A 25183-nucleotide genomic window follows, 5' to 3' on the forward strand; every position below is an offset into this window, starting at 1 on the left:
CCACGCGTTTCACTTTTCAGCACCTACTTTCATGGCTTTACCGAAACGCATCATTCCGTGTCTTGACGTGACCGCCGGACGGGTCGTCAAAGGCGTCAATTTCGTCGAACTGCGCGACGCCGGCGATCCGGTCGAGATCGCGCGGCGCTACGACGAGCAGGGGGCTGACGAACTCACGTTCCTGGACATTACCGCGACGTCCGACGGGCGCGACTTGATCCTGCCGATCATCGAGTCGGTTGCCGCGCAGGTGTTCATCCCGCTGACGGTCGGCGGTGGCGTGCGCACCGTCGAGGACGTACGGCGGCTGCTCAACGCAGGCGCTGACAAAGTCAGTGTCAATTCCACCGCGGTGGCCAATCCGCAGTTCGTCCGCGACGTAAGCGAGCGCTACGGTTCGCAGTGCATCGTCGTTGCGATTGACGCGAAGCAGGTCGGCGATTCGCATGAGGCGCCACGTTGGGAGGTGTTTACGCACGGTGGCCGCAAGGCGACTGGGCTTGACGCCGTACAATGGGCGTGTCGGATGGCGCAGTTCGGAGCCGGCGAGATCTTGCTGACCAGCATGGACCGGGACGGTACCAAAAGTGGATTTGATCTGGCGCTCACGCGCGCGGTATCGGACGCGGTGTCGGTGCCAGTCATTGCCTCGGGCGGCGTGGGCTCGCTGCAGCATCTAGCTGACGGGGTCACCGATGGCCGTGCGGACGCGGTATTGGCTGCCAGCATTTTCCACTATGGCGAATACACGGTCGGCGACGCGAAGCAGTTCATGGCCGAACGTGGCATTGCAGTGAGGCAGGAATGGACGGCAACGGCTGGCTGGACAAGGTGAAATGGGACGCGAACGGCCTGGTGCCGGTGATCGCGCAGGAAGCGTCGAGCAACGATGTGTTGATGTTCGCGTGGATGAACCGCGAAGCATTGGCTAAAACCATCGAGCTGGGGCGTGCCGTCTACTTTTCCCGCTCGCGCAACAAACTGTGGTTCAAGGGCGAGGCGTCCGGCCATGTGCAGCACGTGCGCGAAGTGCGGCTGGACTGCGACGAGGATGTCGTGCTGTTGAAGGTCGAGCAGGTATCTGGCATTGCTTGCCATACCGGCCGGCATTCGTGTTTTTTTCAGAAATTCGAAGGCACCGTGGACGACGGCGGCTGGATATCGGTCGCCCCCGTCCTGAAGGATCCGGAAAGCATCTATTCATGACCCACCCTACTCAACCTATGCTGTACGGGACGGCTGACGCCAGGCGTGCGCGGGACGTGAACGACACCCCGCGCGACGTGTTGTTGCGGCTGGCGGCGACGATTGACGGCCGCAAGGGGGGCGATCCCGAGGCCTCTTATGTCGCGCGACTGTTCCACAAGGGCGACGACGCGATTCTGAAAAAGATCGGCGAGGAGGCCACCGAAGTTGTGATGGCGGCCAAGGACGCGCGCCACGAGGGCTCGAGCGCGACGCTGGTGAACGAGGTGGCCGACCTGTGGTTCCATTGTCTTGTCATGTTGTCGCATTATGGTGTCGGGCCCAATGACGTGCTGGCCGAACTGCAACGCCGCGAGGGCCTATCGGGCATTGAGGAAAAGGCGTTGCGCAAGCGGCGCGAGCGCGAACAGGATGGTGATTGAGCCATGCGGCAGTGCTGCGGAGTGATGCGATGAATGATCCGTTAGATGACAACGAGCGTGCGATGCGCACGGTCCAGCGTGTGCCGCTGGATGAACAGCGGCTGCGCTCGCTCAGAACGCTTACCCATCTATTGTACGCGCTCTACGCGTTGGTGTGGTTCACTGGCGGCGTGTCGGCCCTGATTGCTGTCATCGTCAACTACGTCAAGCGTGACGATGTCGCCCACACGCCGTACGCCGCGCATTTCGATTGGCAGATTCGCACCTTCTGGTGGGGATTGGTGTGGGGCGGCGTGGGTTTCGTCACGATGGTGATTGTGATCGGTTTCGCCATCTGGTTCGCCGCCGGCGTTTGGGTACTTTACCGGATCATCAAGGGATGGCTGTATCTGAACGACAACAAGCCGTTGCCGGTGCGGGCGGCGGCATGACGGTGGGCTGACTGGAGACGTGATATGACGCAATCCGACTGTATCTTTTGCAAGATCGCCAGCGGCGAGTTGCCGAGCAAAAAGGTGTTCGAGAACGACGAATTCGTCGCGTTCCACGATCTGCGGCCGGCAGCTGCCGTGCACGTGCTGGTCATTCCTCGAAAACATATCGAAACACTGTCCCATTGCACGGAAGAAGATGCACCGCTGCTTGGTAGAATGGCAATATTAGTGGCGCGCCTGGCCGAGCAATTGGGCTGCGCGTACACCGGCGGGCAAACCGGTTTCCGGACCGTGATCAACACCGGGCCGGGCGGCGGGCAGGAGGTCTACCACCTGCACGCGCATATCCTGGCCGGCCCGCGGCCGTGGTTGAGGATGGGCTGATACACCGCACGCATTCGAAATCGGAGAGTTTTTATGGGTTCATTGAGTATTTGGCACTGGTTGGTCGTGCTGTTGATCGTTGCGTTGGTGTTCGGCACGAAAAAGCTGCGCAACATCGGCAGCGACCTCGGCGGTGCGATCAAAGGCTTCAAGGAAGGTATGCGCGACGCGAAAGAGGCTAGCACCGACCCGCACAAGGAACTGCCACGCTCCGATACGATCGATGTCGACGCGAAGGAGAAGGCCGGTTCGCGCGATGCGCGTTGAGCGCGCAGCTCGTGCGCTGTCTGGCTCCCCGCCATGCTCGACTTAGGCCTTAGCAAGATGGCGCTGATTGGCGTCGTGGCGCTGATCGTGATCGGCCCGAAGAAGCTGCCCGGTGTGGCGCGCACTGCGGGCGCATTGTTCGGCCGTGCCCAGCGCTATGTGAACGACGTCAAGGCGGAGGTGATGCGCGAGATCGAGTTGGACGAGTTGCGCAAGATGAAATCCGACTTCGAAGATGCCGCGCGGGATATGCAAACCTCGATTCACGAGCACGTGCAGCAGGCGCAAACCGAGTTGACTGATGCTTGGCGTGACGGCACCGGCCTGAGCACGGACAGCGCCGAGCAAGGTGTCGGCACCGGCACGCCGAATTCGATTTGGCACGACTCGTACAGTGGAGCGGGGCGGACCTCGTCGCGCAAAAACTGGCGAGTCCAGCGCACGGCGACGCCGGTGTGGTACAAACGGGTTGCCGCACGCCGTACCCGTGTACAGTCCGGCGCGGCCCGCGTGGCGCGGCATACGCCGCCCAACTTGCGGCGTCCGATCCGTTTCCTGTGATCCGATACCGTTTCCTGTCCACTTTTTTCTCCGTCCCAGGCCGCTGTGAGCGAAGCTCCGCAAAATCCGCAGAAACCAGACACCGAAGAAACGTTTATTTCGCATTTGATCGAGTTGCGCACGCGAGTGATCCGCGCCGCCGTCTCGGTGCTGGTAGTGTTCGTGTCGCTGGTCTATTGGGCGCCGGACATTTTCCGGTTGCTGGCTCATCCGCTGATGGCGAACCTGCCCAAAGGTGGCAAGATGATCGTCACCGACGTCACAGGCTCGTTCTTCGTGCCAATGAAGGTGACGATGCTGGTAGCGTTCATGATTGCGTTGCCGGTGGTGCTGTACCAGATCTGGGCGTTTATTGCGCCGGGCCTGTACCAACATGAGAAAAAGCTTGTGGTGCCACTGGTTTCGAGCAGCTATGTGCTGTTTCTGTGCGGGATGGCGTTCGCGTATTTCGTCGTTTTTCCGACCGTCTTCCGCGTGATGGCGCACTACAATGCGCCGCTCGGCGCCGAGATGTCGACGGATATCGACAATTACCTGAGCTTCGTGTTGACAATGTTCATCGCGTTCGGCGTGACATTCGAAGTGCCGATCGTCGTCGTGCTGCTCGCGAAGCTGAATTGGGTGACGGTGAAGAAGCTCAAAGAAGTGCGCCCGTACGTAATCGTCGGCGCGTTCGTGGTCGCCGCCATCGTGACGCCGCCCGACGTTTTCTCCCAACTCATTCTCGCGGTGCCGCTGGTCGTGCTATACGAACTCGGGATCATTGCGGCACGGCTGCTGGTCACGGGACAGCCGGACAGCGAGCCCCGAAGCGAAGAGGCAAAATAGCGGCGCGGGCGGGTCGTGCGCCCCTTTCTGCTGAGCGCCGCGCGGCGCCACCCGTCACTCATCGTCGTCGCCGTTGTCCAGCGCTTGCTTGGGTGGCGGCGGGCGCTTGCCGATCGTCACGTCGATGTCCATTTCGTGCGACTTGCGCCACAGGTGCACCTTCGCGACCGTGCCGGGCTGAATCAGCGCGATCACGTTGAGCAGGCTTGTCGTGTCGGTGATGTCCTCATCGTTGACCTTCACGAGGATATCGCCCGGCTTGATACCGGCCTTGTCCGCCGGTCCGCCTCGTAGCACGCCCGCCACGATCGCTCCCGATTTTTGCTGCAGACTGAACGATTCCGCGATTTCCGGCGTCACGTCTTGAGGCTCGACGCCGATCCAGCCGCGCGTGACCGTGCCCGTCGTGATGATGCTCTCAAGCACGCTGCGCGCCGTGGACACTGGAATGGCAAAGCCGATTCCCAGCGAGCCACCGCTGCGCGAATAAATCGCGGTATTGATGCCGAGCAAATTGCCGTTCACATCGACCAGTGCGCCGCCGGAATTGCCCGGGTTGATCGGCGCATCGGTCTGAATAAAGTTCTCGAACGTGTTGATCCCTAGGTGATTGCGTCCAAGCGCGCTGATAATGCCCATCGTCACTGTCTGGCCGACCCCGAACGGATTGCCGATCGCCAACACGACGTCGCCCACGCGCGCATTCTCCATCCGTCCGAGCGTGATCGTCGGCAGGTTGGGTAGATTGATCTTGAGTACTGCCAGATCCGTTTCCGGGTCCACGCCGATCATTTTCGCGCTCGCCGTGCGCCCGTCGGCCAGCGCGACCTCAATCTCGTCGGCGCCGTCCACCACATGCTGGTTCGTTAGAATGTAGCCTTCCGAGCTCACAATGACGCCGGAGCCGAGGTTGGACGTGGGCTCCTGGCGTTTGCGCTCGTAATTGCGATCGCCAAAGAAATAGCGGAACAGTGGGTCATTGGCGCGCGGATCCGGCATCTGAGCGCCGTCCTTGCTGGAAAATACGTTGACCACCGCCGGCATTGCGCGCTGGGCGGCGTCTGCATAGGATGTGACCAGTCCGCGGCCCGCGATGCCCGGGGCGACCTCCTGCAGCGCGACGATCGGGGACGCCAGCTGTTGCCCGAGGTTACCTTGGCGCTGCAGCCAGTGCGGCTTGAGCGTCGCGACGATGAACATCAACGCGAGCAGTACCGTCACCGCCTGCGCAAAGAACAGCCAAAAGCGTCTAAGCATTTGAACTTATGGGGCCTGCATGGATCGCAATGAACTTGAATTGTACTTGAACGGGTTGCTCGAAACGTCGCGGTTCCGGGACTATTGCCCCAACGGCTTGCAGGTTGAGGGCCGTCGCCGGATCGAGAGGGTGGTCACCGGCGTGACCGCTTGCGCGGCGTTGCTCGAGGCGGCAATCGACTGGAAAGCTGATGCGGTGCTCGTACATCACGGGTATTTTTGGAAGAACGAAGCGCCGCAAATCACGGGCCAAAAGTATCGGCGACTGCGCCTTCTGATCCAGAATGACATCAACCTGTTGGCTTACCATCTGCCGCTGGATGCTCACGCGGAATTGGGCAATAATGCGCAACTCGGTGCGCGGATGGGCTGGCTGGCCGACGCACGGTTCGGTGACAATGATCTCGGCTTCATCGCCACGCTGCCGATGCCCACGTCGCTGTCGCATCTGGCCGCACAGGTCGGCAATACGCTTGGGCGCGCGCCGCTCGTGCTCGGCGATCCCGATCGCAAGTTGCGCCGTGTTGCGTGGTGCACCGGCGCCGCGCAAGGCTACTTCGACGATGCGATTCGGGCCGGTGCCGATGTCTACCTAAGCGGTGAAGTATCCGAGCCCACCACCCACTTGGCGGCGGAGTCTGGTGTGGCGTATGTGTCGGCCGGCCACCATGCGACCGAACGTTACGGCGTGCAGGCTATCGGGGCCCTTTTGGCCGACACATTCGGCTTGGAACATCTGTTTATCGACATCGATAATCCGGTCTAGTTGGGCTGCGTCGATATCTGCACCGACAAACCCGCATGCATCGGCGAGGAACGAATGATGCGGCGTATTGCCGCACCCGTGCCGTGCCGTGCCGTGCCGTGCCGTGCCGTGCCGTGCCGTGCCGTGCCGTGCCGTGCCGTGCCGTGCCGTGCCGTGCCGTGCCGTGCCGTGCCCGTGCCAGGGGTGGTATGTATGCGCCGCCGCAGACCGCGTCGCCCGCCTTCGGCACAGCACGTCCCCGCATCCGGCACATCACACCGCCGCCTCCGGCACATCGCGCCGCCGGGTTGAGCCTACCATGGAACGCGCGTTAGTCGCCGCGCCCGCGGATCCCGCGCGACGTCGATTTCGCGATTTTTGTTAAGTATTTGCTTAATTTTAGATGTCGCGCTGTACGAATCGGTGTCGCCAAACCCTTGCGCAGCAAGCTTTTACGCGGCAGGCTGTAACCAAGGCTTGTAAATGGCGGCTACATTCCCGCACACTATAAGTGGATAGCCGAAGGAAGACTGGAGTCCAACCAAGAAGTGGGGCGTGTGATGCGAGACAAGGAAGACAATCGCGTCGATGGCAGCCGCCGTACCTGGCTGATAGCGACGTCAGTAGCAGGTGGAATGGGGGGCATGACAACCCTGGTGCCCTTTGCTGCATCGCTGGCACCGTCCGAAAAGGCCAGGGCCGCAGGCGCGCCGGTCGAAGTGGACATCAGTGCTCTGAAACCCGGCGAGATGATGACCGTTGCATGGCGCGGCAAGCCTGTGTGGATCATCAATCGTACCGAGCAGATGTTGGCCGAGGTCATCAAGGCCGATGGCGAGGTCGCCGATCCACATACCCAGAATCCCTTTTCGATCCCGCTCCCCGAGTACTGCCAGAACGAATACCGCTCCCGTCCGGAGCACAAGAACATCCTCGTGCTCGTGGGCATCTGCACGCACCTGGGCTGCTCGCCGAGCCCGCGCTTTTCGCCAGGTCCCCAGCCAAACCTGCCGGCCCACTGGCCGGGCGGTTGGCTGTGTCCGTGCCATGGCTCGACCTTTGACTTGGCCGGCCGCGTGTTCAAGAATAAGCCCGCACCGCAAAATCTCGATGTACCGCCGTTCATGTTCAAGACGGCCACGCAGCTCGTGATTGGCCAGGACGAGAAGGGAGAGGCGTAAATGGCGACGACGGACAATCCTGATGAAGGCACGGGCCTGCTCGGCTGGATCGATCGCCGCTTTCCGCTGAGTTCCACCTGGAAGGCGCACGTATCCGAGTACTATGCGCCAAAAAATTTCAACTTCTGGTATTTCTTCGGCTCACTGGCCCTGCTCGTGTTGGTGATCCAGATCGTCACTGGCATCTTCCTGGTGATGAACTACAAGCCCGACTCGCAGCTGGCGTTTGCGTCGGTCGAGTACATCATGCGCGAAGTGCCGTGGGGCTGGCTGATTCGGTACATGCATTCGACCGGCGCATCGATGTTTTTCGTCGTCGTCTATCTACATATGTTCCGGGGGCTGCTGTATGGCTCCTATCGCAAGCCGCGCGAACTGGTGTGGATCTTCGGCTGCCTGATCTTCCTGTGCCTGATGGCCGAAGCGTTCTTCGGCTATTTGTTGCCATGGGGCCAGATGTCGTTCTGGGGCGCGCAGGTCATCGTGAACTTATTCTCCGCAATTCCGTTCATCGGTCCGGAACTGTCGCTGTGGATCCGTGGCGACTACGTCGTATCGGATGTCACGTTGAACCGCTTTTTTGCGTTTCACGTGATCGCGATTCCGCTGGTGCTGATCGGTCTGGTCGTTGTTCACATCATCGCGCTGCATGAAGTCGGCTCGAACAACCCCGATGGCATCGAGATCAAGGCCAAGAAAGATGCAAACGGCATTCCGCTGGATGGCATCCCGTTCCATCCGTACTACTCGGTGCACGATTTTTTTGGCGTCTGCGTCTTTCTGCTCGTGTTCTGCGCGATCATCTTCTTCGCACCCGAGATGGGCGGCTATTTCCTCGAGGCGAACAACTTCGTGCCGTCCGACCCACTTAAGACGCCGACCGAAATTGCACCGGTCTGGTACTTCACCGCGTTCTACGCGATGCTGCGTGCGACGACGGACGACTTCAAGATCGTGTTGATGATCGTGGCCGGGTTGCTCGGCGTGCTCGGCTTGATCAAGGCCCGCGGGGGGGTGAAGAAGATTGGCTCGGTCATGGCTGCCGTGCTCGTGATCCTCGCGATGATCAGCACCCAGGCCAAGTTCTGGGGCGTTATTGTCATGGGCGGCGCCGTTCTCACGCTGTTTTTCCTGCCGTGGCTCGATTGTAGCCCGGTCAAATCCATCCGCTATCGTCCGGGCTTTCATCGATTCTTCTATGGGATCTTTGTCGTCGTCTTCCTGACACTGGCCTTTCTCGGCACGCGGCCTCCATCCCCGGCCGCGACCGTGATCGCGCAGGCTTGCACGCTCGTGTATTTCGCATTCTTCCTCGGGATGCCGTTCTGGACTCGCCTGGGCACATTCAAGCAGCCGCCCGGGCGCGTGACCTTCAAGCCGCATTGAACGCGGGAATCGGACGCGAACGGAGAATACCGATGAAGAAATGGCTTTCGATACTTGCGCTGCTGATAGCGGCGCTGGCTGCCACGTTGGGCGTGGCCCGTGCCGAGGAGGATATCGTTCTCGATCGCGCGCCGGACCGCACCAACAATCTCGCGTCGCTGCAACATGGCGCGCAGTTGTTTGTGAACTACTGTCTGAGCTGCCACAGCGCGAGCATGCTGCGCTATAGCAAGCTGCAGTCGATCGGCATTTCGCACAAGGCAATCGAGGACAACCTGTTATTTAGCGGCGGCAAGATCGGTGACACGATGACCGTTGCGATGCGCCCGGCCGATGCGCAGGAGTGGTTTGGCGTCGCGCCGCCAGACTTGTCGCTCGAGGCGCGCGCGCGAGGCGTGGACTGGTTGTACACGTACTTGCGCACGTTCTATCGCGACCCAACGCGGCCGACTGGGTGGAACAACCTCGCGTTCCCGAATGTCGGAATGCCCCATGTACTGTGGCAACTGCAGGGCGTGCGTGACGCGAAATTCATTGAACATAAAGGTGAGAACGGTGAGGTGACGCACCAGTTCGACGGCTTTACCCAGGTGACCAACGGGACGCTTACGCCGATAGACTATGATTCGTCTGTCGCCGACCTTGTCTCCTATCTTGCCTGGATGTCAGAGCCGGCACGCAAAACGCGCGAGCGCATAGGCGTGTGGGTGCTGCTGTTTCTCGGCGTGCTGACCCTGTGCGCCTGGAGGCTCAACGCCGCGTACTGGAAAGATATCAAGTAAACACGTCGTTAGCGGTGTGGGGCTGGCAGCGAAGAAGAACGGCATGGGGCGGTCTTCTCAGCACAGGCCCTTCGGTTTTTTGAGGAAAGTAAAAATGATGGTTTTGTATTCCGGCACCACTTGTCCATTCTCCCAGCGTTGCCGGTTGGTGCTGTTCGAAAAAGGCATGGACTTTGAGATCCGCGATGTTGACCTGTTCAACAAACCGGAGGACATTTCGGTGATGAACCCGTACGGGCAGGTGCCGATCCTCGTGGAGCGCGATCTGATCCTGTACGAGTCGAATATTATCAACGAGTATATCGACGAGCGTTTCCCCCATCCGCAATTGATGCCTGCCGATCCGGTCCAGCGTGCCCGTGCACGGCTGTTCCTGCTCAACTTTGAGAAAGAGCTGTTCGTGCACGTTGGCACGCTCGAGAATGAGAAGGGCAAGACCGCCGAGAAAGCGCACGAGCGCGCGCGTGCGGCGATTCGAGACCGGTTGACGCAACTGGCACCGATTTTTGTCAAGAACAAGTACATGCTGGGCGAAGAATTCTCGATGCTCGATGTCGCGATCGCGCCGTTGTTATGGCGCCTAGACCACTACGGCATCGAACTATCCAAGAATGCAGCGCCGCTGATGAAATATGCGGAACGCATTTTTAGCCGGCCTGCCTATATCGAGGCGTTGACGCCATCCGAGAAGGTGATGCGTCGTTAAGCGGCGGCGGGCTTGCGTCCCCAGCCGTCACTGCTTGCCGGTGTGGCGCCCGTGTGTCGGGCGCGACGCGTCGGCAGTTCAAGGAACAATAATGCAAGAGATTTCCACTAAGCCCTACTTGTTGCGTGCGCTCTATGAGTGGTGCACGGATAATGGATTTACGCCGCATATCGCGGCGAAGGTCGATAACCGCACGCGCGTACCTCGGCAATTCGTGCGTGACGGCGAAATCGTGCTCAACATCAGCTTCGATGCGACCAGCCAGTTGCAAATGGGCAACGACGTAATCGAATTCCTCGCGCGCTTCTCCGGCAAATCGCACAAGATCGAGGTGCCGGTGGGCAATATTCTGGCGATTTATGCGCGCGAGAACGGGCAGGGAATGGCATTCCCGGTCGAGGGGATTCCGCAGGAGCCGGTTGAAGGCGCGCCGGAATTCGAGGCGCTCGCGGCAGATGAATTTTACGATATGACGCCTCAGGAGAAGCAACGCGTGCTGCGTGAGCGCGTGTTGCAGCAGGCGGAACAGAGCGGGTCGGCCGCGGTCGGTCGTGAGGTGCAGCGCGGGCAGCACGCAGAGGGTCCGATTGTGCAAGGGCCCGATGCCGGCGAGGCCGCGGGTGAGAGTCGGAAGGACAGTAGTCGCAAGCATCTGAAAGTGATCAAATGATTTTTTGCCGCAGACTAGCGGCTGTAGTATACTATATGGCTATGCCGGCTTAGCTCATCTGGTAGAGCAGTTGATTTGTAATCATCAGGTGGCGGGTTCGAGTCCTGCAGCCGGCACCAATACTGACGCGGGTCCCAGCGAATGGGGCCCGCTTTTTTTGTTCTACAAAACCCGCTTTGTTCTACAAAATTGCTTTTGCTGACAAGACGGAGGCCACGTAGCGCGCTCTGAAGGGTCAACTGGCAGCTAAGCATTTCACGCCGATCGGTGCTGCACGACTCGCCGACAACAAGAAGCCGCCGCCAGTTACCATCCAGCCGATGGAAGAGGGCTGACCATGCAGAGAGTGCCCCCGTCACCGGCCGATCGGCGATTGAATAAGAGCACGGCTGAGTTGGCGATGCGATAACGCCCATCTTGGCGAGACGAAAAGGTTGACGCACACTTGACAAGCTTGCCTACTAGGCGAAGCAGGACCGTATCAGCCGGCAATGAGCGCGACAGCGCCAAGCGTGGCAAAGAAACTCTTGTTAGCTGAGCTACAACCACGCGTATTTACACACGTCGCTTGCAAACAAAATTGTGTCGCCGCTGTCTGGGAAACGCCTTTGTGTATTGAGTGTTGGATGGGTGATGGCCTTGTTCGATGATGCTTTTTGTCGCACCTGGATGCGCGTGCGCCGTTTGGCGCTTAGCGTTGCCTTTTTAAAATAACAAGAACGAGCCCGGCGAGTAGAAGACCCCAATACCGTGGCAATAGCCAGAGGATAGGCCGATTTTGACTTCAATACAGCCGCGCAGCGAGTTTTGGCGGGCAAACTTTGCTCTACCTTGTTAACGCGCCAAATTCAAGATGACCGACTTTGTACATGCGTTATCAGCAAGGGCTCAGAAAACCGTTCACTTACGTGTTATAAAGTCGGCGTAATCCTATTCGTATCCGCCTGGGTGGCCATGCGACATTAGGCTATCGTGCGTGCAGTATTGCTTCGCGCTGCGCTCTTCTCACTTTTTGCTAAGCTTGCCGATGGACTTTGATCTAAACGCCACTTTGAACACGCAGGCCGCCATTTACGCGAGCGACGAACAAGCCCGCCCACAGCCTACGGCTGCACCGCCCACGGGCATAAAGCGTTCGGCGAGTCCGGCACCCGACACATCGCTAAAAAAGCCGAAAACTCACACTGCGCTGCCGGTTAACGTGATTTTAACTATTGCGGATCATTTGCCGGCTAAGGATATCCCTGCGTTTTCACTACTGGACAAGCGCACTTATCACCTAATGGAGGAAAGGCGATGGGCCGCGCGCTGTACCAAGCAAGCACGCAACGTCTGTGATTTTGCGTCGTGGCAACAGCTGATTGAAGATATCGAGCGTATCCAGGCTGGACCGGAACTGCGGGTCGAACCCCTCCTGGCACTCTCTACACGATTAATATATTTACCCCCGCAGCAGCGAGTCGAAGCATTCAAACGACTGTTCGTGGCGGCCGAGCATATCCCGGAACAAGGCTTTCGAATACAAAAAAGGTTGCTATTATCCCAGCGCAGTTACACATGCCCGCAAAGCATATTCGATTTTGCCTATGCAATGGCCGAAAGACGTCGACCTGACCAAGAGAATTTCTGGCCCGAGCTGGCCGAGTTGCTTGGGGAGGTGGACTATCGACGCTTCAACTCACAAGCACCTCAGCGTGAAAGGTACCAGGCGTTGCTCAACCGGCTTGCGCACCTAGACCCGTCTGAACAAGCCAAGCTGATCCCCCTATTGGCTGATCGACTGACACTTAGCAGAGGCAATGCCCCCGACTCGGCCTCTTTGGCCTTGCTACAGCAGCTGGCTGCTTCTCAGCGAGGCAGCGCCTTGGATGCTGCTATACGGGATTCGCCCGAAGCAGAGCAGGCCGTCAGGCGCTACGCAGCATTGGCTGACCCAAGACTTAACGAAAGCAATATTCTTTCGGCCTATGTGGCCTTGCTGCAGCAAACACAATCGCTGCCCCCTTCTCAGCAAGGCGCATCGGTCGGCGCGTTGGCCGCTGCTACACGGGTTTTGCCCGAAGCAGAGCGTGCCGTGCGCTATGCAGAAATGCGACAACTGGCGTTATCGCTTTCGGACGAGCAACTGGGAATGGCGCTACGCCGTCTTCCACTAAGTTTAATTGGATTGCCACCCGAGCAACACGCGCACGAACTTCAATTACTGGAGCCTGCGCTACTGCGCGTGCTGCCCGCGCAGCGTGTGCAGGCCGCCCTCGGCCTACTGGAATGTAGTCCCTATCTGAATGACGTGCTCTCAAAGCAAGTATGGCAGCGTGCGCTGCAGCTGCTTGATGGCAGCAGTGAAGCGGAATTATTGGAGTTGTTTAGTGATTCAAGGCTCATGTCCGCCATAGAGTACTCAATGCATGGTGGAAAACGAAGCGATGCCGTCAATGAAATTTTGGCTTTTGTGGAACGTAACCACGTCACTGAGCCCACTCGTGCAATGATATTTGCGCATATGCCTTTATTATGTTCGGCCATGGGGACCATAGGGCGTCATCAGGTCGCACTCGCCCTACTGCGATATAGTTACCAGTTGGATGACATGCGCTCAAAGCAGGTATGGCAGCTTATGCTACGGCTGTTTAACGGCTACGTTGCAACGGAAATACTGGACGTGCTGAGCAAGGCAAGACAAGAGGGCGTGACAACCGCAATGAGCGACCAGAAATGGCAAGATGCCGTCAACGAAATCACGGCTTTTACGGAACGCAGCCGCCTCAATAAGTCCAGTCGTGCAACAATACTCGCGCATATACCGTGGTTACGCAACCCTAATTTGGAGCGGCCTAGGCAGCAGCGGCTAGAGTTGGAGACGAGGGGTAACGAGTGCCAACTGCGTGCCGAACATCTTCCCTTCTACCATAGGCCACAATAGGTTCGTCACCAGCCTCGGCTTATAACGGGCAGCGCTAGAACCGCAATGGCACGAATTGCGGTGTGCTCAAGACCGGGCAGCTGCCCGCCTGCGATAAACTGAACACCGTGGGGATTGGCCGTCGTCGCTAGCAGATTCACACAAAGTGTGAAAAAACTAATGTACTTCAGCGTTAACATCTCGTTTCCAGTATTGCCGCGCTTACCGGGTAGGCGTAACTTGCATGCCACGCTTGCGGACATAGTGTTCTGTCATCGCCACGCTGCCATGCCCCAGTAACGATTGCGCTGCACGTAGATCGGTCGCACTTTCCTTGTCCGTCCCCGCCTTCGCCCGTAGGTCTCTAAACTGAAAGTCTTTTTTATCAATGCCTGCTACGTCGCGGGCGCGATCGAAGCGAAAGCGCAGTGCGGCCTGCCCGAGCGGGCGTCCATACTCATCGACAATCAAACGCGTTGAGCGTGGGTTGTGCGTTCTTTTCCGGGCGGCTAACCGATTGAGCAGTGCGGAAAGCTCACCCACGATTTGGATGCGCAGGGTAAGCGTTGCGTCTTCACCGTCTGTTCGTGAAGAGCGGAAAGCGGCAATCTGATTCCCACCAGATCTTGACTTGCTCCCCGAGATTAGTACGGTGACGGTGTAGAGTCCATTCTGAAAAGGAGTGGTCGTGAAGAAACGATTCACCGAAGAACAGATTATTGGCGTGCTGAAGGAAGGCGAGGCAGGCCTGAAGCCGCCGTAGCCTTGCTAGCCAGCGCAAGGTCGCCCGTAAGCTTTGGCCCTCCTGATGCGCCAAGTCTAGCCTCAGGTGTGCTATCATAGTGCACGGCTGAGGAAGTGTATGGCAAAGGTTAAAGAAATTTTGTTGGAGCAAGAACGCTTCGAACTCAAGGCCAAGTCCGGTGGCGGTCTTTTAAGTTATGAAGTATGGGGATGCAGAGAAGCGGGGCGCAACGTAGTGACGCGTTACAACTTGGCTTACATTAATCATGAAATTTATCCACGTGATAATGGTCGGGTTTTGGGTTTCGATAATGCCCACGGCTATCATCACCGGCATTATATGGGGGCAGTTGAGCCAGTCGAGTTTGAGAGTTACGAAGCCACGCTGGATCGCTTTCAACAAGAATGGCAGGATATTATTTTTCAGTATAGGAAGGTAAAACGATGACTAAGGTTGTTGTTCGTACAGGTGATATTGCAGGTTTTTTCGAGCGTGCCCGGGGGGCAGCGCGCCGCGCCGATGCTGGTAAGGTGTTCCCCGAGAAAATTACCTTGTCGTTCGAGGACCCGCAACGGATGTTCACCGTGCTCTCCGAAGCACGGCGGCGTTTAATGCACGAGATTATTAGCGAACCTCAGACTATCGCTGAACTCTCGCGCCGGTTACATCGTGAGCGTACCGCAGTCACAAAGGACGTGCGTATGCTGGAAAAGGCCGGCTTGGTTGTATCACAACGGCAAGCCAATCCTGGCCACGGCGTTCAAAAGCTGGTGCGCTCGGTAGCACCTAAAATTGAAATGGTCGCCACGCTTAACTAAACGTAAGCCGCTGTGGCGAGGCGATGGACCGGCGCGCACGGTGGACGCATTACCCTATTTTACCAGAGTGGGCTGGGTAATCTCCCCGTTTTCCACGGGGTTCAGAAGTAGAAACTATGCGGCCATGGCCAGCCGCTGTTTTGGCGTCAATCCGCCCAAGGCCATGTTCGGGCGATCGTGATTGTCAGTCCACATCCAGTCGGTCGCGAAACGCTGGACGTGCTCCAGGTCCTTCCAGTGGTACTGCGACAGCCATTCGTAGCGCACCGTCCGGTTGAATCGCTCGACATACGCATTGTGCTGAGGCTTACCCGGCTGGATGTAGTCGAGCTTGATGCCGTATTGCCGGGCCCATTCGGTGATCGTCGCGCTCAGGTACTCGGGCCTGTTGTCACACCGAATCGCCTTTGGCCGGCCACGCCAACTGATGATCTGCCGCAGCGCACGGATCACCCGCTGCGAGGGCAGCGAGAAGTCGATCTCGATGCCGAGCGCTTCGCGGTTGAAGTCGTCGATCACGTTAAACAGTCGGATGCTGCGTCCGTCGGTCAGTGGGTCGTGCATGAAGTCCATCGACCAGACCTGGTTGACGGCAGTGGGCACCGACAGCGGTTCCGGAACCTGCCGGACTAGCCGCTTTCGTGGCTTGATCCGCAGGTTCAACTCCAGTTCGCGATAGATCCGGTACACCCGCTTGTGATTCCAGCCGAAACCCTTCACATTGCGCAGGTACAGGAAGCACAGCCCAAAGCCCCAGTTCCGGTGGTTGTCGATCAGGCGCAGCAGCCAGTTCGCAATCTCCTCGTTCTCGGCATTGCGCAGGCCGGCGTACCGATAGCAGCTCTGGCTGATCCCAAACGCCTCACATGCCAGCCGGATCGATATGCCTCGGCTGGACACCGCGTGCAGGGCCATCTCGCGCCGGCGAGATGGCCTCAGTCCTTTTTTGCGAGTGCCTCCGAAACGATTTCGGCCTTGATCTTCTCTTCGACGTACATTTTACGCAGCCGGGCATTCTCGGCCTCCAGTTCCTTCATCCGCGCAATCAGCGACACGTCCATGCCACCGTACTTCGAGCGCCACTTGTAGAACGTCGCTGTGCTAATGCCCAGCTCTCGGCACAGATCCGGTACCGCCAGCCCTGCCTCCACGCGCTTGAGCGCCTCCATGATCTGGCTGTCCGTGAATCTCGACTTTTTCATTGCGTAGAACTCCCTTAACGAGAAATTCTACTTCTGTTCCCACCGGTTTTTTGGGGGGATTACCCTTCATTGACTTTCTCTGGCTTCATTGTCCACCCTATTTGGTATCCGTAAAATTGTCAAAGTCCAATCTGGTACCACCACCGCATCGGTCCACGATCCCACATCATCTTCAGCGTTGATTGCGAGGTTCAGGTTTCTCTCATGCTGTTTTCATAGTGTTCAAGATCTTGGAGCAGACGATCAAAACCACTATACCTCTTACGATTACGTTCGACAAAGGCTATGACCTCGGTTTTGACGTCTTCCCATTGCTGGTCAGAAAAGAGTAAAACCGAATTCCAGTATGGCAATTTAGAAAGTGGAGAAAGTGCGTTGAACACGTCTTTTGTATCGCAGTTGTCAAGTAAACGTAGTGCACGCTGCCACACTTGTTGGGATAGCGCTTCATGTTCGTTTAATCTAATTGTACTCAGTGTCAGCTTAGATACTAATGATGCCCGCTGCTCTGACGGCATGTTTTGGATGGTTTCGTTGCTGCTATCGATCAAGCTTAGTGCACGCTGGACTATTTGCTTGGCTAGCCCTTTGTCGTACAGGTCTGGTGCGTATCTAATAAGCTCAATCGCCGCCAGTGCCCGCTGTTCGGGCAGCACACGTTCAATGATGGGTTCAAGTCGCGGTAGCTCGTATGCTTGTTGCTGAGCTGACGGTAAGTCTAGCACCGCTTGTAACAGATAGCGTAACGTCTCACCTAATTGGTGATCTGGCAGAGACAGCGTTAAGTGCCGTAGATTGGCATAGTATAGAGATATTTGTTCCTCTGACAGCAGCCATAGTTCTCTGGCCAACGCGCCGATCGGCGCGCCGCGGTATGACGCCGGCAAATGTTGCACCCATTGGATCAGCGTTTCGTATAATTCAGTGAGTGTCGTAGCTGTAGGATAGTGGTCGGGATCAAATTCGATTAGCAGTGCGGCCAGTTTTCTGATCAGTTCAGCTTGCTCGGCGGGGCTCAATGCGGGAAGCCGGCTCATAAAAGCCCGATATTCGGTTGCAAACTGCAAAGGGTCAATGGGGGGCTCTCTTCGAACTGATGCAAGGGCGGCCCAGGTGCTACCTTGTCCAGGACTGCGTCGTTCGGCGTCGGCATAGGCAAACTCATACAACTCGCGTTGCGGTGAAAGACAGGCTATGGATACGATCATGTCTTTTTGTAATTGCAGGCCTCGCATTGGTACACGGCCTGCAGCTTCGAAGACCTGTTGGAATGCTGCTCTCTGTTGCTCTTCAGGCAAACCACTTAACTGCTTCGACAGCGTCTGAAGTGGCTCGGCACGCAGCATCGGCTCCGCACGGATGCGCTCAATTTCAGTGAGTAACCGTTGCACCGATGTGAGATTTGGCACAGGGCCATCGTTGGCGTTTCTGGTGCAAAACCAGCTTAGTCGCCACTCTTTGAGTGCGTGGTAGGTCCGTCTGTCTACGGCTGACAGGTTAGGGATGTCGAATAACGACATGTGGGCGGCCACCCGTTGAAGGATTTCAGGCGGCAGGTTATGGTACGTCGTCGGGCGTTGCTGTACGCCAGTATTCGCCCGCGCTGCTAAGCGTGGGGGCAGCGGTGAGGCAGTGGCCGCAGAGCGATGCTGGCTTGGTATCGCATAGACGGCAGCCTGAGCGCTATTAGGCGTGGAAGCGGGATCAAAGTCCATTGTCAACTTTAAAAGAATTGTTAACTTCAGCTAGGTTGGCGGCCGGCAATTAGTCAGCGCTTTGTATTGTAGCTGCCTGGTGTCTTACCTCATACACCTTGATAGCCGCTATAGATATGGAGCTCGTAGGCGTATCCCTTTTATGCCATATAATCCTGATTTCGAACGCCAGATGAAGTTGGCGGAAGAGATCATGCATGACGACCGCGACAGTTTGCGGGCGCTTGCCAAGTGGCCCCTTGGCGATGGATTCGCGCGGACCTGATCTATGCCGTGCATGATCGCCGAAACTACATCGCAAAGACCCGCGCTTACCGGCTAGTCGACACCCGGTTTTGAGGGGCCCATGCGGATGGCTGTGTGCGGGATTTTTATCGTGCCGCTGATAAGTCAGGTTGTTTTGTCGATAACTGGGTTTGTTTATGCCAAAGATTGGCATAAACACCTTGTCGCCTTAGCAAACTACTATGCGTGCCCGTCTCCAAGATCGCACCCTCTTGCATGACTAAAATCAAGTCCGCATGCTGAATGGCCGAAAGTCGGTGTGCAATCACGAGCCGCGTGGTGTGACGATAACGCTCATAGAGATGCTTGAAGATATCGGCCTCCGTGTGTGCATCGAGCGCCGCAGTCGGTTCATCCAATAGTAGCAAAGGGCTATTGCGCAATAAAGCGCGGGCCAGTCCCACACGTTGTCGCTCACCGCCCGACAATTTGTTGCCTCGCTCGCCAATCGACGTGTCCAGGCCCTGGCTCGCCGCAGCAATAACGGATGTCAGCGCACAGGAATGGATAACTTGTTCAAGCTCCGAATTAGAGGCTTGCGGACAGGCAAAGCAGATGTTTTCGCGTATCGAGCGATCCAGCAAATGTGCGTCTTGTGTCACATAGCTGATCGACTGACGCAACTGCGACTCGGAAAACGATTCGATGGGTTGACCATCGATGAGGATTTGCCCTTCATCGAGCTTATACAGGCGCAATAACAACTTGATGAGCGTGGATTTCCCCCCGCCGCTCGGGCCTACCAGCGCACAAAAGGCACCAGCAGGAATCAAAAAATTCGCGTGGTGCAATACTCGTTTACCGCACGGATGGCGAAAGCTGGCGTTGCGAAATTCGATCGATGGTGCCTGCTTGAACAGGGAGGAGCCCAAGGGTTCGAAGTGCCATCTGACACGGATGGTGTGCAGCAATTCCGATAGATTAAACAAACCTATCTGGACTTCCCGCACCACATAGCCGAACGTGCTGAGCGGCAAAGTAAATCGCAGCAGGTAACTGTTCAACAGCACGAAATCGCCAATGGTGAGCCGGTGTGCCAGGATATCTCGTCCCGCTAAAGCCGTGAGTGTGGTCAACCCGATACCGACAATCAGTAATTGAGCGGCGCCAACGATCTCCATCTTGCGCGTGATATGGATACTCGCCCAGGCGCGCATTTTTAACACACGGTCGAGTCGGGTTAATTCGCTGGCTTCATTCGAAAACGCTTTGACCGTATCGGCATGCGTTAGCGTATCGACCAGCCGCGTAGAGGCACGATCCGACGCCCGGTTTTTCTTGCGTTGCAGCGCTTCACAGCGCTTCGCCGTTGATACGCTAAAGTAAATATAAAGGGTTAGAACCCCCAGCAAGACAGCTGCGTAAACGAGGCCAAACAATGAGAATACGACGATGCCGACGACCGCGATCTCAATACAAATCGGTGCGAGGCTCCAAAAGAGTCCGATAATCGCACGCATCGCACTGTCTTGTACGCGCGAGAGTTCGCTCACAGAAGCGCCCGTTTGATGAGCACTTAATGCCGCAGCGGGCTGACCGAGTACTCGGCTGACGTAATTCAACGTAATCGTGCGTTTGATACGCTCATTGACCAACACGAACAAATACTGCTCGCAACGGTTCGCCGCTTGTGACAAAAACCACGCGCCGCCGTAAGCTACACAGAGCAGATAGATGCTCACTGCCGAGAGTGCCGCGTTGGACAAACCGTCGATGAGCCACTTGAGCAACATCGGTGCGATAGTGGTCAGCCCGACCGAGCATCCGGTACAGCCGATGGCGGCGATAATTTGAAGGCGTGTTTTCCATTCACGCGTCCACAAGCAATGCAGCAAGAACAAGATTGTTTTGAAGAGACCATGCTGCATCACGCTTCACTCGCTAGTCATTGCCATCCTTGAACAAACAGTTCGGCGGCATAGAGGTGAAGGAGGCCCATAAAATATTTGCTATGTCCTTTGCTGCTATGCTGAATCGCAGCACGTGTGCGTTTTACGTCGAGATAGCCTTCTTTGGCCAGAAATCCCTCGAGACAGCGCACCATCATATGATCCTTGTGGTCACGAATGCCCAACAAATCGATACCTGAGGTTTCGCCTTTGTTGCGTCGCCACAGGTTCGGATAACCTGTGGCTGCCGAGACAGACTTTCGTAGAACAATACGATTATGCGCTCCTTCGAAATGGTCATAGCTTGGTATTGACAGCGCGAACTCGACCATTGGCTGGCAAAGAAACGGGTAATGCGTGGGTTGGGTAAATGGATAGGCGGGCGATCGAATGTCGTCGAGCGTCAAAAAAGCCAAAGCCAGCTGATAGAGCTGGCCGGGTAACCGAACCTTATTTTGCTGGAGAAAGGGATGCAGGTACGCTCGTCGATCGAACGATTCGTGCTGTGCTTCTTCAGATAGAAGATCGAGCGTACCGCCGTTATTTTCAAAAAGATCTGAAGAAAACAACGATCGGGCCGCAGCCGTTACCACTTGGGTCAGAGGCGCTCTACGAATGAGTGCCAGGTCCATCGCCACGCGCACCAATCGTTGCCATTGCCATGTCAGTGCCGCATCGGCAAGCGCGCCGAAAGGCGGAGGTGCCAAAAAGAGCGAATCCCCTCCATGCCCGCTGATCAACTGAGTATGCTTTCCTTTCTCGAGTTGACTTGCAAAATACTGATTAAACGCAAGCAGACAATATCGGATATGTGGTTTAGCCACCCGCGGAACAGACTGAACAGGGGTAAACGATAATACCCTCGTATCCACCTCATGGAGATGAGCCTGTACGCTTTGTGCAACGTGACGCGCATGTTCCAGCTCGTTGGATGAAGCGACACCGGCATGGTAATAATGCGCGCAAGACAGTGGATGGTCAGCAGAGGAGACTGCTCGCATTGCCAGCAGCACGGAACTGGATTCCAGACCTCCGGAGAGTTCCAGCACGGGCCGATCAGCCAACGATACAAACCGATTAAGATAATTCTTTAAAATGCCGAATGGGGTTTGGGTGCCATCTTTTACTGCGTGCTTGAGAGGATCCCAAACCGTCACGATTTGCGGTTGACCACCATCGATATAGGAGACGGCGCAGCCCGCCGGAATTTCTTGGATACGATCGAACGGCAATTCACCATTTTGTACGGTGCCCGTGCGTAACCATGTCGTAAAAAAGTTTTTATTCCATGCTGGACGCTCGCCGCTCTCCACCAAGGTTTGATGCAGGCACGTAATCGTATCCGAAAAAAGCAAACCGTGACGGCTGGACCATGCCCAATATACAGGCCATTGGTTACTTGGATCGCTGCAGCAGATCAACTTTTTGGCAGTCAGGTCAAAGCAGATAAATAAATATTTACCCCAGAATCGAGCCATGAGACGCGCGGGACCTACTGCCGCAATTGCCTGCAAGTCGTCTTCCTTAATTTCGCTCTGGTCCAGCTTTGAAAATGCTGAACCATAAAAACAGTAGAAGTGCGTGCCAGATTGCCCACATAGGGCACGCGTCTTGGCCCTGTCTTGTTGATGCCAAAGTGCACCTGCAATCTGGTTGGATGGGTCGCGTACGAACCTCCAATCCCGTTTTTGTGCTAAATATTCCTGCGTCTTCGGATAGGCGATGCCGAGTAGGGTCATAGGGGCAGTGCTAGCAGAGGATGGGGGCATTCCAGAATAACGGATAGCTCTTTGCGTCTGAGTGGGCTATCGCCAATCACCACCTCTTCGGCTTCCGACCAGGCGTGTGCATAAAACGGAAAAGATTGCACGCCAATCACCAATTTCAATGCCAAGCCGGCACGCGCGCACAGCACAGTCAGCGCGACGGACCACTCCAAACACTTGGTTGGCCGGGGGTAAAATAGGCAGGCCCAATTAAGCGTGTTGACAAAGGGCGCGTAATCATCCGGCTGGCCGACACGCAAGCCTGCTCTGGCCTCACGGTGAGCTTGATTGCATAACTGCAACAACCCGGCCATTCCGCGCCGCGCGGCGCATCGGTGCACGGATCTCAAGATGAGCGTGGCTTTGGCGATGTTTGTCCAAGTAGGTCGGTGCGCAAAGGCATCGTCAGGTAACTTCCAACCATTGGCCGACATCCCCCCTGTTTGCGGCGAGGGGCTCAACGTGTTCAGTTTAGCGTCAGCTTCTGGAAACGAAGCGGCACTAATCCAGTTGGCACGCTTTAACTCTTCCAGAATGGCTGAATGCTGAATCGTGCCAGCCTGAGAAAAGCGCTCAATATCCAGACCAAGCTGTGACGCCAATGCCGCAGATTGCCTCTCGGTTAAGACAGCGTACCGATCGCGCACTACATCGAGCAAGATAATTTGCTTAGCAAAACAGGCGCCAAACACATTGGGCATCAAATGATACGGCATTTTTTTATGGTTGTTCTGTATCGTGACTACAGGGGGACGCTAAGCAAAACCTTAGTATGCGTCACAATACATCTAAGATTCATGCAATCCTGAGATACATTCGAAGCAGTACTGAAAGGTATTTGCTTAGCGTTGTTTTATATCAAGCTACACTTAATCCAAGAAACGGCCAACGCCAGCTTCTCTATATTTTCCCGAACCGCCCAGCGTCGATTCAGAGGCGCACAGTTCCATCAGCGATTCATCATCCAACAGGAAGTCCGACACTTCATACTTCACGTCTTGTTGCTTATTCATGAGAATCTCCTTGAACCCGTAGTTGAAAGGAAATCGCTACCCGGTAGGTAGGCGGCTGGTCACCCTATGCCGTTCAAGCCAACATGGGCAGGATCAGTGTAGTAGATCAGAGAAAGCGGCCAACGCCAGCTTCTCGGTATTGTCCCGAACCGCCCAGCGTCGATTCAGAAGCGCACAGTTCCATCAGCGATTCATCATCCAACAGGAAGTTCGACACTTCATACGTTACGTCTTGTTGCTTATTCATGAGAATCTCCTTGATCCCGTAGTGGAAAGGAAACCGCTACCCGGTAGGCAGGCGGCTGGTCGCCCTATGCCGTTCAAGCCAACATGGGCAGAATTAGTGTAGTAGATCAGAAAAAGCGGCCAACGCCAGCTTCTCGGTATTGTCCCGAACCGCCCAGCGTCGATTCAGAAGCGCACAGTTCCATCAGCGATTCATCATCCAACAGGAATTCCGACACTTCATGCTTCACGTCTTGCTGCTTATTCATGAAAATCTCCTTGATCCCGTAGTGTTAAAAGAAAGCCGCTATCCGAGTAGGCAAGCGGCTAAACCTATGTCGTTAAAATCAACATAGGTATTATCAGTGTAGTAAAAAATTGAGATTTTGCAAGAGGGCGGGTGAAATTCTTGTCAGCTCCATTGGCATTGTTCATTATTCTGTGAGAAAAATGCGGAAACTGAAAATATTGTTGCGCACATCGCACCATAAAGATACTGCCTGCCGCAGTGCCGTGAAGGTGCAACACCTTGAAAAGGTAGCGTCGGATATTTTTCGGTATCATGCTTCGCTTTTGGTTGCCTCTCTGCGCTGGCATTTGCTCTAACTACTCTACCATTCATGAAGAGGTCTTCCCGTCGTTGGCGTGCCGCGATAGCTGGTGTTATCGCTGTCATTCTGATTGTCACGCTCTCGCTATATGTCTTTTCTCGGGACAAGCATCCGCATTACTTGACCGCAAATGTCGAGCGCGGCGATCTTGAGCATGCGGTGCTCGCGACGGGCACGCTACAGGCATTCAAGCAGGTTGATGTCGGTGCACAGGTCTCTGGCCAACTCAAGTCGCTGAAGGTCAAGCTCGGTGACAAGGTCAAGACGGGACAATGGCTCGCGCAGATCGACCCGGTTCTCTTGCAGAACGCGCTGCGTCAGGCGGAAACCAACGAGCAGAACTTCGTTGCGCAGAGGCGTGCAACGGCTGCGCAGCTTCGGCAGGCTGAACTCGAATTCCGCCGCCAGCAACAAATGCTGCGGGATGACGCGACTTCGCGGCGGGATTGCGAAGAGGCGAGCGCGGCGCTTGATGTGCAGCGTGCGAATCTCGCGTCGCTCGACGCGCAGATTCGCTCGGCCCGCATTCAAACCGAGACCACACGGGCCAATCTCGACTACACGCGAATCGTTGCGCCGATGGATGGGGAAGTGGTCGCGATTGTTACGCAGGAAGGCCAGACTGTGATCGCGCAGCAGCAGGCACCGGTGATCCTGAAGCTTGCCGACCTCGACACGATGACGGTGAAGGCACAGGTATCGGAAGCTGACGTGATTCGCCTGCACCCAGGCCAGGCTGCATACTTCACGATACTCGGCGAACCGGACAAACGCTATTATGGCAAGTTGCGCGCGATCGAGCCCGCGCCGCAGAATTTCCTCGATACGCAACAAAATTCGCTCGGTGGCTCGTCCAAGCTCAATACGGCTGTGTTCTACAACGCGTTGTTCGAGGTGCCCAATCCCGGTCACCGGCTGCGCATCTCGATGACTGCGCAGGTCAGCGTGCTGCTCGGCGTCGCGCGGCAAGTGCTCAGTATCCCGGTTTCCGCGCTTGGCGCAAAGGCGCCGGATGGGCGGTACGCGGTACGTGTGCTCGATGCCGATGGCAGGACCGTCACGCGTCAAGTCAGCACCGGGCTGAACAACAACGTCAAGGTTGAGATCCGCGATGGACTCAAGGCCGGCGAACGCGTCGTGATCGGCGACGCGTCCGATACTTTCACCAGCTCAGCACGCTGAC

The 25183-nt window shown here is 56.6% G+C and carries 28 protein-coding genes and 1 tRNA gene; 19 read left to right on the forward strand and 10 right to left on the reverse strand.

The features are described 5' to 3' along the window. Positions 1-31: 31 nt before the first annotated feature. From hisF to tatC, 8 genes are read left to right on the forward strand one after another with little or no spacing between them, the layout of a single operon-like run. On the forward strand, positions 32-835 hold the full coding sequence (hisF, locus tag B0B13_RS13925; RefSeq protein WP_076796857.1) for an imidazole glycerol phosphate synthase subunit HisF: 804 nt from the start codon (positions 32-34) through the stop codon (positions 833-835). Continuing rightward, on the forward strand, positions 805-1206 hold the full coding sequence (gene hisI / locus B0B13_RS13930) for a phosphoribosyl-AMP cyclohydrolase (RefSeq protein ID WP_076796858.1): 402 nt from the start codon (positions 805-807) through the stop codon (positions 1204-1206). Before hisF ends, hisI begins: the two co-directional genes overlap by 31 nt. 17 nt (positions 1207-1223) lie before the next feature. After that, positions 1224-1628: a phosphoribosyl-ATP diphosphatase gene (locus tag B0B13_RS13935; RefSeq protein WP_076785584.1), complete on the forward strand. Its 405-nt coding sequence runs from the start codon at positions 1224-1226 to the stop codon at positions 1626-1628. A 29-nt stretch (positions 1629-1657) separates the two neighbouring features. Beyond that, complete coding sequence (locus B0B13_RS13940; RefSeq protein WP_235090232.1) at positions 1658-2059, forward strand: DUF4870 family protein; 402 nt, start codon at positions 1658-1660, stop codon at positions 2057-2059. Positions 2060-2083: 24 nt separating this feature from the next. After that, positions 2084-2446: a histidine triad nucleotide-binding protein gene (locus B0B13_RS13945; RefSeq protein ID WP_076785583.1), complete on the forward strand. Its 363-nt coding sequence runs from the start codon at positions 2084-2086 to the stop codon at positions 2444-2446. Between the two features lie 33 nt (positions 2447-2479). Then, on the forward strand, positions 2480-2713 hold the full coding sequence (gene tatA / locus B0B13_RS13950; RefSeq protein ID WP_076785582.1) for a Sec-independent protein translocase subunit TatA: 234 nt from the start codon (positions 2480-2482) through the stop codon (positions 2711-2713). 33 nt (positions 2714-2746) lie between these two features. After that, positions 2747-3274 (forward strand): Sec-independent protein translocase protein TatB, encoded by a 528-nt coding sequence (gene tatB / locus B0B13_RS13955; protein ID WP_076785581.1) that lies wholly within the window; start codon positions 2747-2749, stop codon positions 3272-3274. 45 nt (positions 3275-3319) lie between these two features. After that, positions 3320-4102, forward strand: coding sequence for a twin-arginine translocase subunit TatC (gene tatC, locus B0B13_RS13960; protein ID WP_076796859.1), 783 nt, complete (start codon positions 3320-3322; stop codon positions 4100-4102). A 54-nt stretch (positions 4103-4156) separates the two neighbouring features. On the opposite strand, the gene B0B13_RS13965 is transcribed toward tatC, so the two are convergent. Beyond that, positions 4157-5359: a Do family serine endopeptidase gene (locus B0B13_RS13965; RefSeq protein ID WP_076796860.1), complete on the reverse strand. Its 1203-nt coding sequence runs from the start codon at positions 5357-5359 to the stop codon at positions 4157-4159. Positions 5360-5378: 19 nt separating this feature from the next. Here B0B13_RS13965 and B0B13_RS13970 point away from each other — a divergent pair, with 19 nt between their 5' ends. The 8 genes from B0B13_RS13970 (at position 5379) to B0B13_RS14010 (ending at position 13752) form a co-directional block, all read left to right on the forward strand. Further along, positions 5379-6125, forward strand: coding sequence for a Nif3-like dinuclear metal center hexameric protein (locus tag B0B13_RS13970; RefSeq protein ID WP_076785578.1), 747 nt, complete (start codon positions 5379-5381; stop codon positions 6123-6125). 539 nt (positions 6126-6664) lie between these two features. After that, positions 6665-7285 carry a ubiquinol-cytochrome c reductase iron-sulfur subunit gene (gene petA, locus B0B13_RS13980; protein WP_076796862.1) on the forward strand — a complete coding sequence of 207 codons (621 nt, stop codon included), beginning with the start codon at positions 6665-6667 and terminating at the stop codon, positions 7283-7285. After that, a complete protein-coding gene (locus B0B13_RS13985) occupies positions 7286-8671 on the forward strand; it encodes a cytochrome b (protein WP_076796863.1) in 1386 nt (461 codons plus the stop codon). Positions 8672-8703: 32 nt separating this feature from the next. After that, on the forward strand, positions 8704-9453 hold the full coding sequence (locus B0B13_RS13990) for a cytochrome c1 (protein ID WP_076796864.1): 750 nt from the start codon (positions 8704-8706) through the stop codon (positions 9451-9453). Between the two features lie 94 nt (positions 9454-9547). Then, entirely contained in the window at positions 9548-10159 is a 612-nt protein-coding gene (locus tag B0B13_RS13995; RefSeq protein WP_041753298.1) for a glutathione S-transferase N-terminal domain-containing protein, read from the forward strand. 91 nt (positions 10160-10250) lie between these two features. After that, the gene (locus tag B0B13_RS14000) at positions 10251-10829 is read left to right on the forward strand and encodes a ClpXP protease specificity-enhancing factor (RefSeq protein ID WP_076796865.1); all 579 of its coding nucleotides are present in this window, start codon (positions 10251-10253) and stop codon (positions 10827-10829) included. A gap of 43 nt (positions 10830-10872) precedes the next feature. Then, positions 10873-10948: transfer RNA gene (locus tag B0B13_RS14005), tRNA-Thr, on the forward strand. 908 nt (positions 10949-11856) lie between these two features. After that, complete coding sequence (locus B0B13_RS14010) at positions 11857-13752, forward strand: hypothetical protein (protein ID WP_076785572.1); 1896 nt, start codon at positions 11857-11859, stop codon at positions 13750-13752. A gap of 201 nt (positions 13753-13953) precedes the next feature. Here B0B13_RS14010 and B0B13_RS14015 read toward each other — a convergent pair whose 3' ends face one another. After that, positions 13954-14436 (reverse strand): tyrosine-type recombinase/integrase, encoded by a 483-nt coding sequence (locus B0B13_RS14015; protein WP_076796866.1) that lies wholly within the window; start codon positions 14434-14436, stop codon positions 13954-13956. 157 nt (positions 14437-14593) lie between these two features. Between B0B13_RS14015 and B0B13_RS14020 the strand changes: the two genes are divergently transcribed. Together B0B13_RS14020 and B0B13_RS14025 are read left to right on the forward strand one after the other, a co-directional pair. Next, positions 14594-14923, forward strand: coding sequence for a toxin-antitoxin system TumE family protein (locus B0B13_RS14020; protein ID WP_076785571.1), 330 nt, complete (start codon positions 14594-14596; stop codon positions 14921-14923). Continuing rightward, complete coding sequence (locus B0B13_RS14025; protein ID WP_076785570.1) at positions 14920-15294, forward strand: winged helix-turn-helix domain-containing protein; 375 nt, start codon at positions 14920-14922, stop codon at positions 15292-15294. The genes B0B13_RS14020 and B0B13_RS14025 overlap by 4 nt, the downstream gene beginning before the upstream one ends. 114 nt (positions 15295-15408) lie before the next feature. Here B0B13_RS14025 and B0B13_RS14030 read toward each other — a convergent pair. The 8 genes from B0B13_RS14030 to B0B13_RS18555 form a co-directional block, all read right to left on the reverse strand. Next, a protein-coding gene (locus B0B13_RS14030) for an IS3 family transposase (RefSeq protein ID WP_139337431.1) occupies positions 15409-16496 on the reverse strand; the annotation gives its coding sequence in 2 pieces (ribosomal slippage) (positions 15409-16235 and positions 16235-16496; 1089 coding nt in all). Between the two features lie 191 nt (positions 16497-16687). Further along, entirely contained in the window at positions 16688-17905 is a 1218-nt protein-coding gene (locus tag B0B13_RS14040) for a hypothetical protein (protein ID WP_139337432.1), read from the reverse strand. Positions 17906-18582: 677 nt separating this feature from the next. After that, complete coding sequence (locus B0B13_RS14045) at positions 18583-20364, reverse strand: ATP-binding cassette domain-containing protein (RefSeq protein WP_076796870.1); 1782 nt, start codon at positions 20362-20364, stop codon at positions 18583-18585. Positions 20365-20381: 17 nt separating this feature from the next. Next, positions 20382-22124 (reverse strand): asparagine synthase-related protein, encoded by a 1743-nt coding sequence (locus tag B0B13_RS14050; RefSeq protein WP_076796871.1) that lies wholly within the window; start codon positions 22122-22124, stop codon positions 20382-20384. Beyond that, positions 22121-22867: a lasso peptide biosynthesis B2 protein gene (locus B0B13_RS14055; protein ID WP_083703750.1), complete on the reverse strand. Its 747-nt coding sequence runs from the start codon at positions 22865-22867 to the stop codon at positions 22121-22123. The genes B0B13_RS14050 and B0B13_RS14055 overlap by 4 nt, the downstream gene beginning before the upstream one ends. A 153-nt stretch (positions 22868-23020) precedes the next feature. Then, positions 23021-23164, reverse strand: coding sequence for a burhizin family lasso peptide (locus tag B0B13_RS18545; RefSeq protein WP_170872440.1), 144 nt, complete (start codon positions 23162-23164; stop codon positions 23021-23023). 106 nt (positions 23165-23270) lie between these two features. Beyond that, positions 23271-23411, reverse strand: coding sequence for a burhizin family lasso peptide (locus B0B13_RS18550; RefSeq protein WP_170872441.1), 141 nt, complete (start codon positions 23409-23411; stop codon positions 23271-23273). 106 nt (positions 23412-23517) lie between these two features. Then, a complete protein-coding gene (locus B0B13_RS18555; protein ID WP_170872442.1) occupies positions 23518-23658 on the reverse strand; it encodes a burhizin family lasso peptide in 141 nt (46 codons plus the stop codon). 351 nt (positions 23659-24009) lie between these two features. Between B0B13_RS18555 and macA the strand changes: the two genes are divergently transcribed. After that, entirely contained in the window at positions 24010-25182 is a 1173-nt protein-coding gene (macA, locus tag B0B13_RS14060) for a macrolide transporter subunit MacA (RefSeq protein ID WP_076796873.1), read from the forward strand. Position 25183: the final 1 nt, after the last annotated feature.

Origin of the sequence: Burkholderia sp. b14 (assembly GCF_900156195.1) — a bacterium.
Classification (GTDB): domain Bacteria; phylum Pseudomonadota; class Gammaproteobacteria; order Burkholderiales; family Burkholderiaceae; genus Mycetohabitans.

What these genes read in the sequence shown, in the direction of transcription:
- B0B13_RS14045 (WP_076796870.1), bottom strand. Translation starts at nt 20,364, where the DNA reads ATGCAGCATGGTCTCTTCAAAACAATCTTGTTCTTGCTGCATTGCTTG.
- B0B13_RS14010 (WP_076785572.1), top strand. Translation starts at nt 11,857, where the DNA reads ATGGACTTTGATCTAAACGCCACTTTGAACACGCAGGCCGCCATTTAC.
- B0B13_RS18545 (WP_170872440.1), bottom strand. Translation starts at nt 23,164, where the DNA reads ATGAATAAGCAACAAGACGTGAAGTATGAAGTGTCGGACTTCCTGTTG.
- hisF (WP_076796857.1), top strand. Translation starts at nt 32, where the DNA reads ATGGCTTTACCGAAACGCATCATTCCGTGTCTTGACGTGACCGCCGGA.
- B0B13_RS18550 (WP_170872441.1), bottom strand. Translation starts at nt 23,411, where the DNA reads ATGAATAAGCAACAAGACGTAACGTATGAAGTGTCGAACTTCCTGTTG.
- B0B13_RS14000 (WP_076796865.1), top strand. Translation starts at nt 10,251, where the DNA reads ATGCAAGAGATTTCCACTAAGCCCTACTTGTTGCGTGCGCTCTATGAG.
- tatB (WP_076785581.1), top strand. Translation starts at nt 2,747, where the DNA reads ATGCTCGACTTAGGCCTTAGCAAGATGGCGCTGATTGGCGTCGTGGCG.
- tatA (WP_076785582.1), top strand. Translation starts at nt 2,480, where the DNA reads ATGGGTTCATTGAGTATTTGGCACTGGTTGGTCGTGCTGTTGATCGTT.
- B0B13_RS14025 (WP_076785570.1), top strand. Translation starts at nt 14,920, where the DNA reads ATGACTAAGGTTGTTGTTCGTACAGGTGATATTGCAGGTTTTTTCGAG.
- hisI (WP_076796858.1), top strand. Translation starts at nt 805, where the DNA reads ATGGACGGCAACGGCTGGCTGGACAAGGTGAAATGGGACGCGAACGGC.
- B0B13_RS14020 (WP_076785571.1), top strand. Translation starts at nt 14,594, where the DNA reads ATGGCAAAGGTTAAAGAAATTTTGTTGGAGCAAGAACGCTTCGAACTC.
- B0B13_RS13985 (WP_076796863.1), top strand. Translation starts at nt 7,286, where the DNA reads ATGGCGACGACGGACAATCCTGATGAAGGCACGGGCCTGCTCGGCTGG.
- B0B13_RS14055 (WP_083703750.1), bottom strand. Translation starts at nt 22,867, where the DNA reads ATGCCGTATCATTTGATGCCCAATGTGTTTGGCGCCTGTTTTGCTAAG.
- B0B13_RS14050 (WP_076796871.1), bottom strand. Translation starts at nt 22,124, where the DNA reads ATGACCCTACTCGGCATCGCCTATCCGAAGACGCAGGAATATTTAGCA.
- B0B13_RS13935 (WP_076785584.1), top strand. Translation starts at nt 1,224, where the DNA reads ATGCTGTACGGGACGGCTGACGCCAGGCGTGCGCGGGACGTGAACGAC.
- B0B13_RS13945 (WP_076785583.1), top strand. Translation starts at nt 2,084, where the DNA reads ATGACGCAATCCGACTGTATCTTTTGCAAGATCGCCAGCGGCGAGTTG.
- macA (WP_076796873.1), top strand. Translation starts at nt 24,010, where the DNA reads ATGAAGAGGTCTTCCCGTCGTTGGCGTGCCGCGATAGCTGGTGTTATC.
- B0B13_RS13970 (WP_076785578.1), top strand. Translation starts at nt 5,379, where the DNA reads ATGGATCGCAATGAACTTGAATTGTACTTGAACGGGTTGCTCGAAACG.
- petA (WP_076796862.1), top strand. Translation starts at nt 6,665, where the DNA reads ATGCGAGACAAGGAAGACAATCGCGTCGATGGCAGCCGCCGTACCTGG.
- B0B13_RS13990 (WP_076796864.1), top strand. Translation starts at nt 8,704, where the DNA reads ATGAAGAAATGGCTTTCGATACTTGCGCTGCTGATAGCGGCGCTGGCT.
- B0B13_RS13965 (WP_076796860.1), bottom strand. Translation starts at nt 5,359, where the DNA reads ATGCTTAGACGCTTTTGGCTGTTCTTTGCGCAGGCGGTGACGGTACTG.
- B0B13_RS13940 (WP_235090232.1), top strand. Translation starts at nt 1,658, where the DNA reads ATGAATGATCCGTTAGATGACAACGAGCGTGCGATGCGCACGGTCCAG.
- B0B13_RS18555 (WP_170872442.1), bottom strand. Translation starts at nt 23,658, where the DNA reads ATGAATAAGCAGCAAGACGTGAAGCATGAAGTGTCGGAATTCCTGTTG.
- B0B13_RS13995 (WP_041753298.1), top strand. Translation starts at nt 9,548, where the DNA reads ATGATGGTTTTGTATTCCGGCACCACTTGTCCATTCTCCCAGCGTTGC.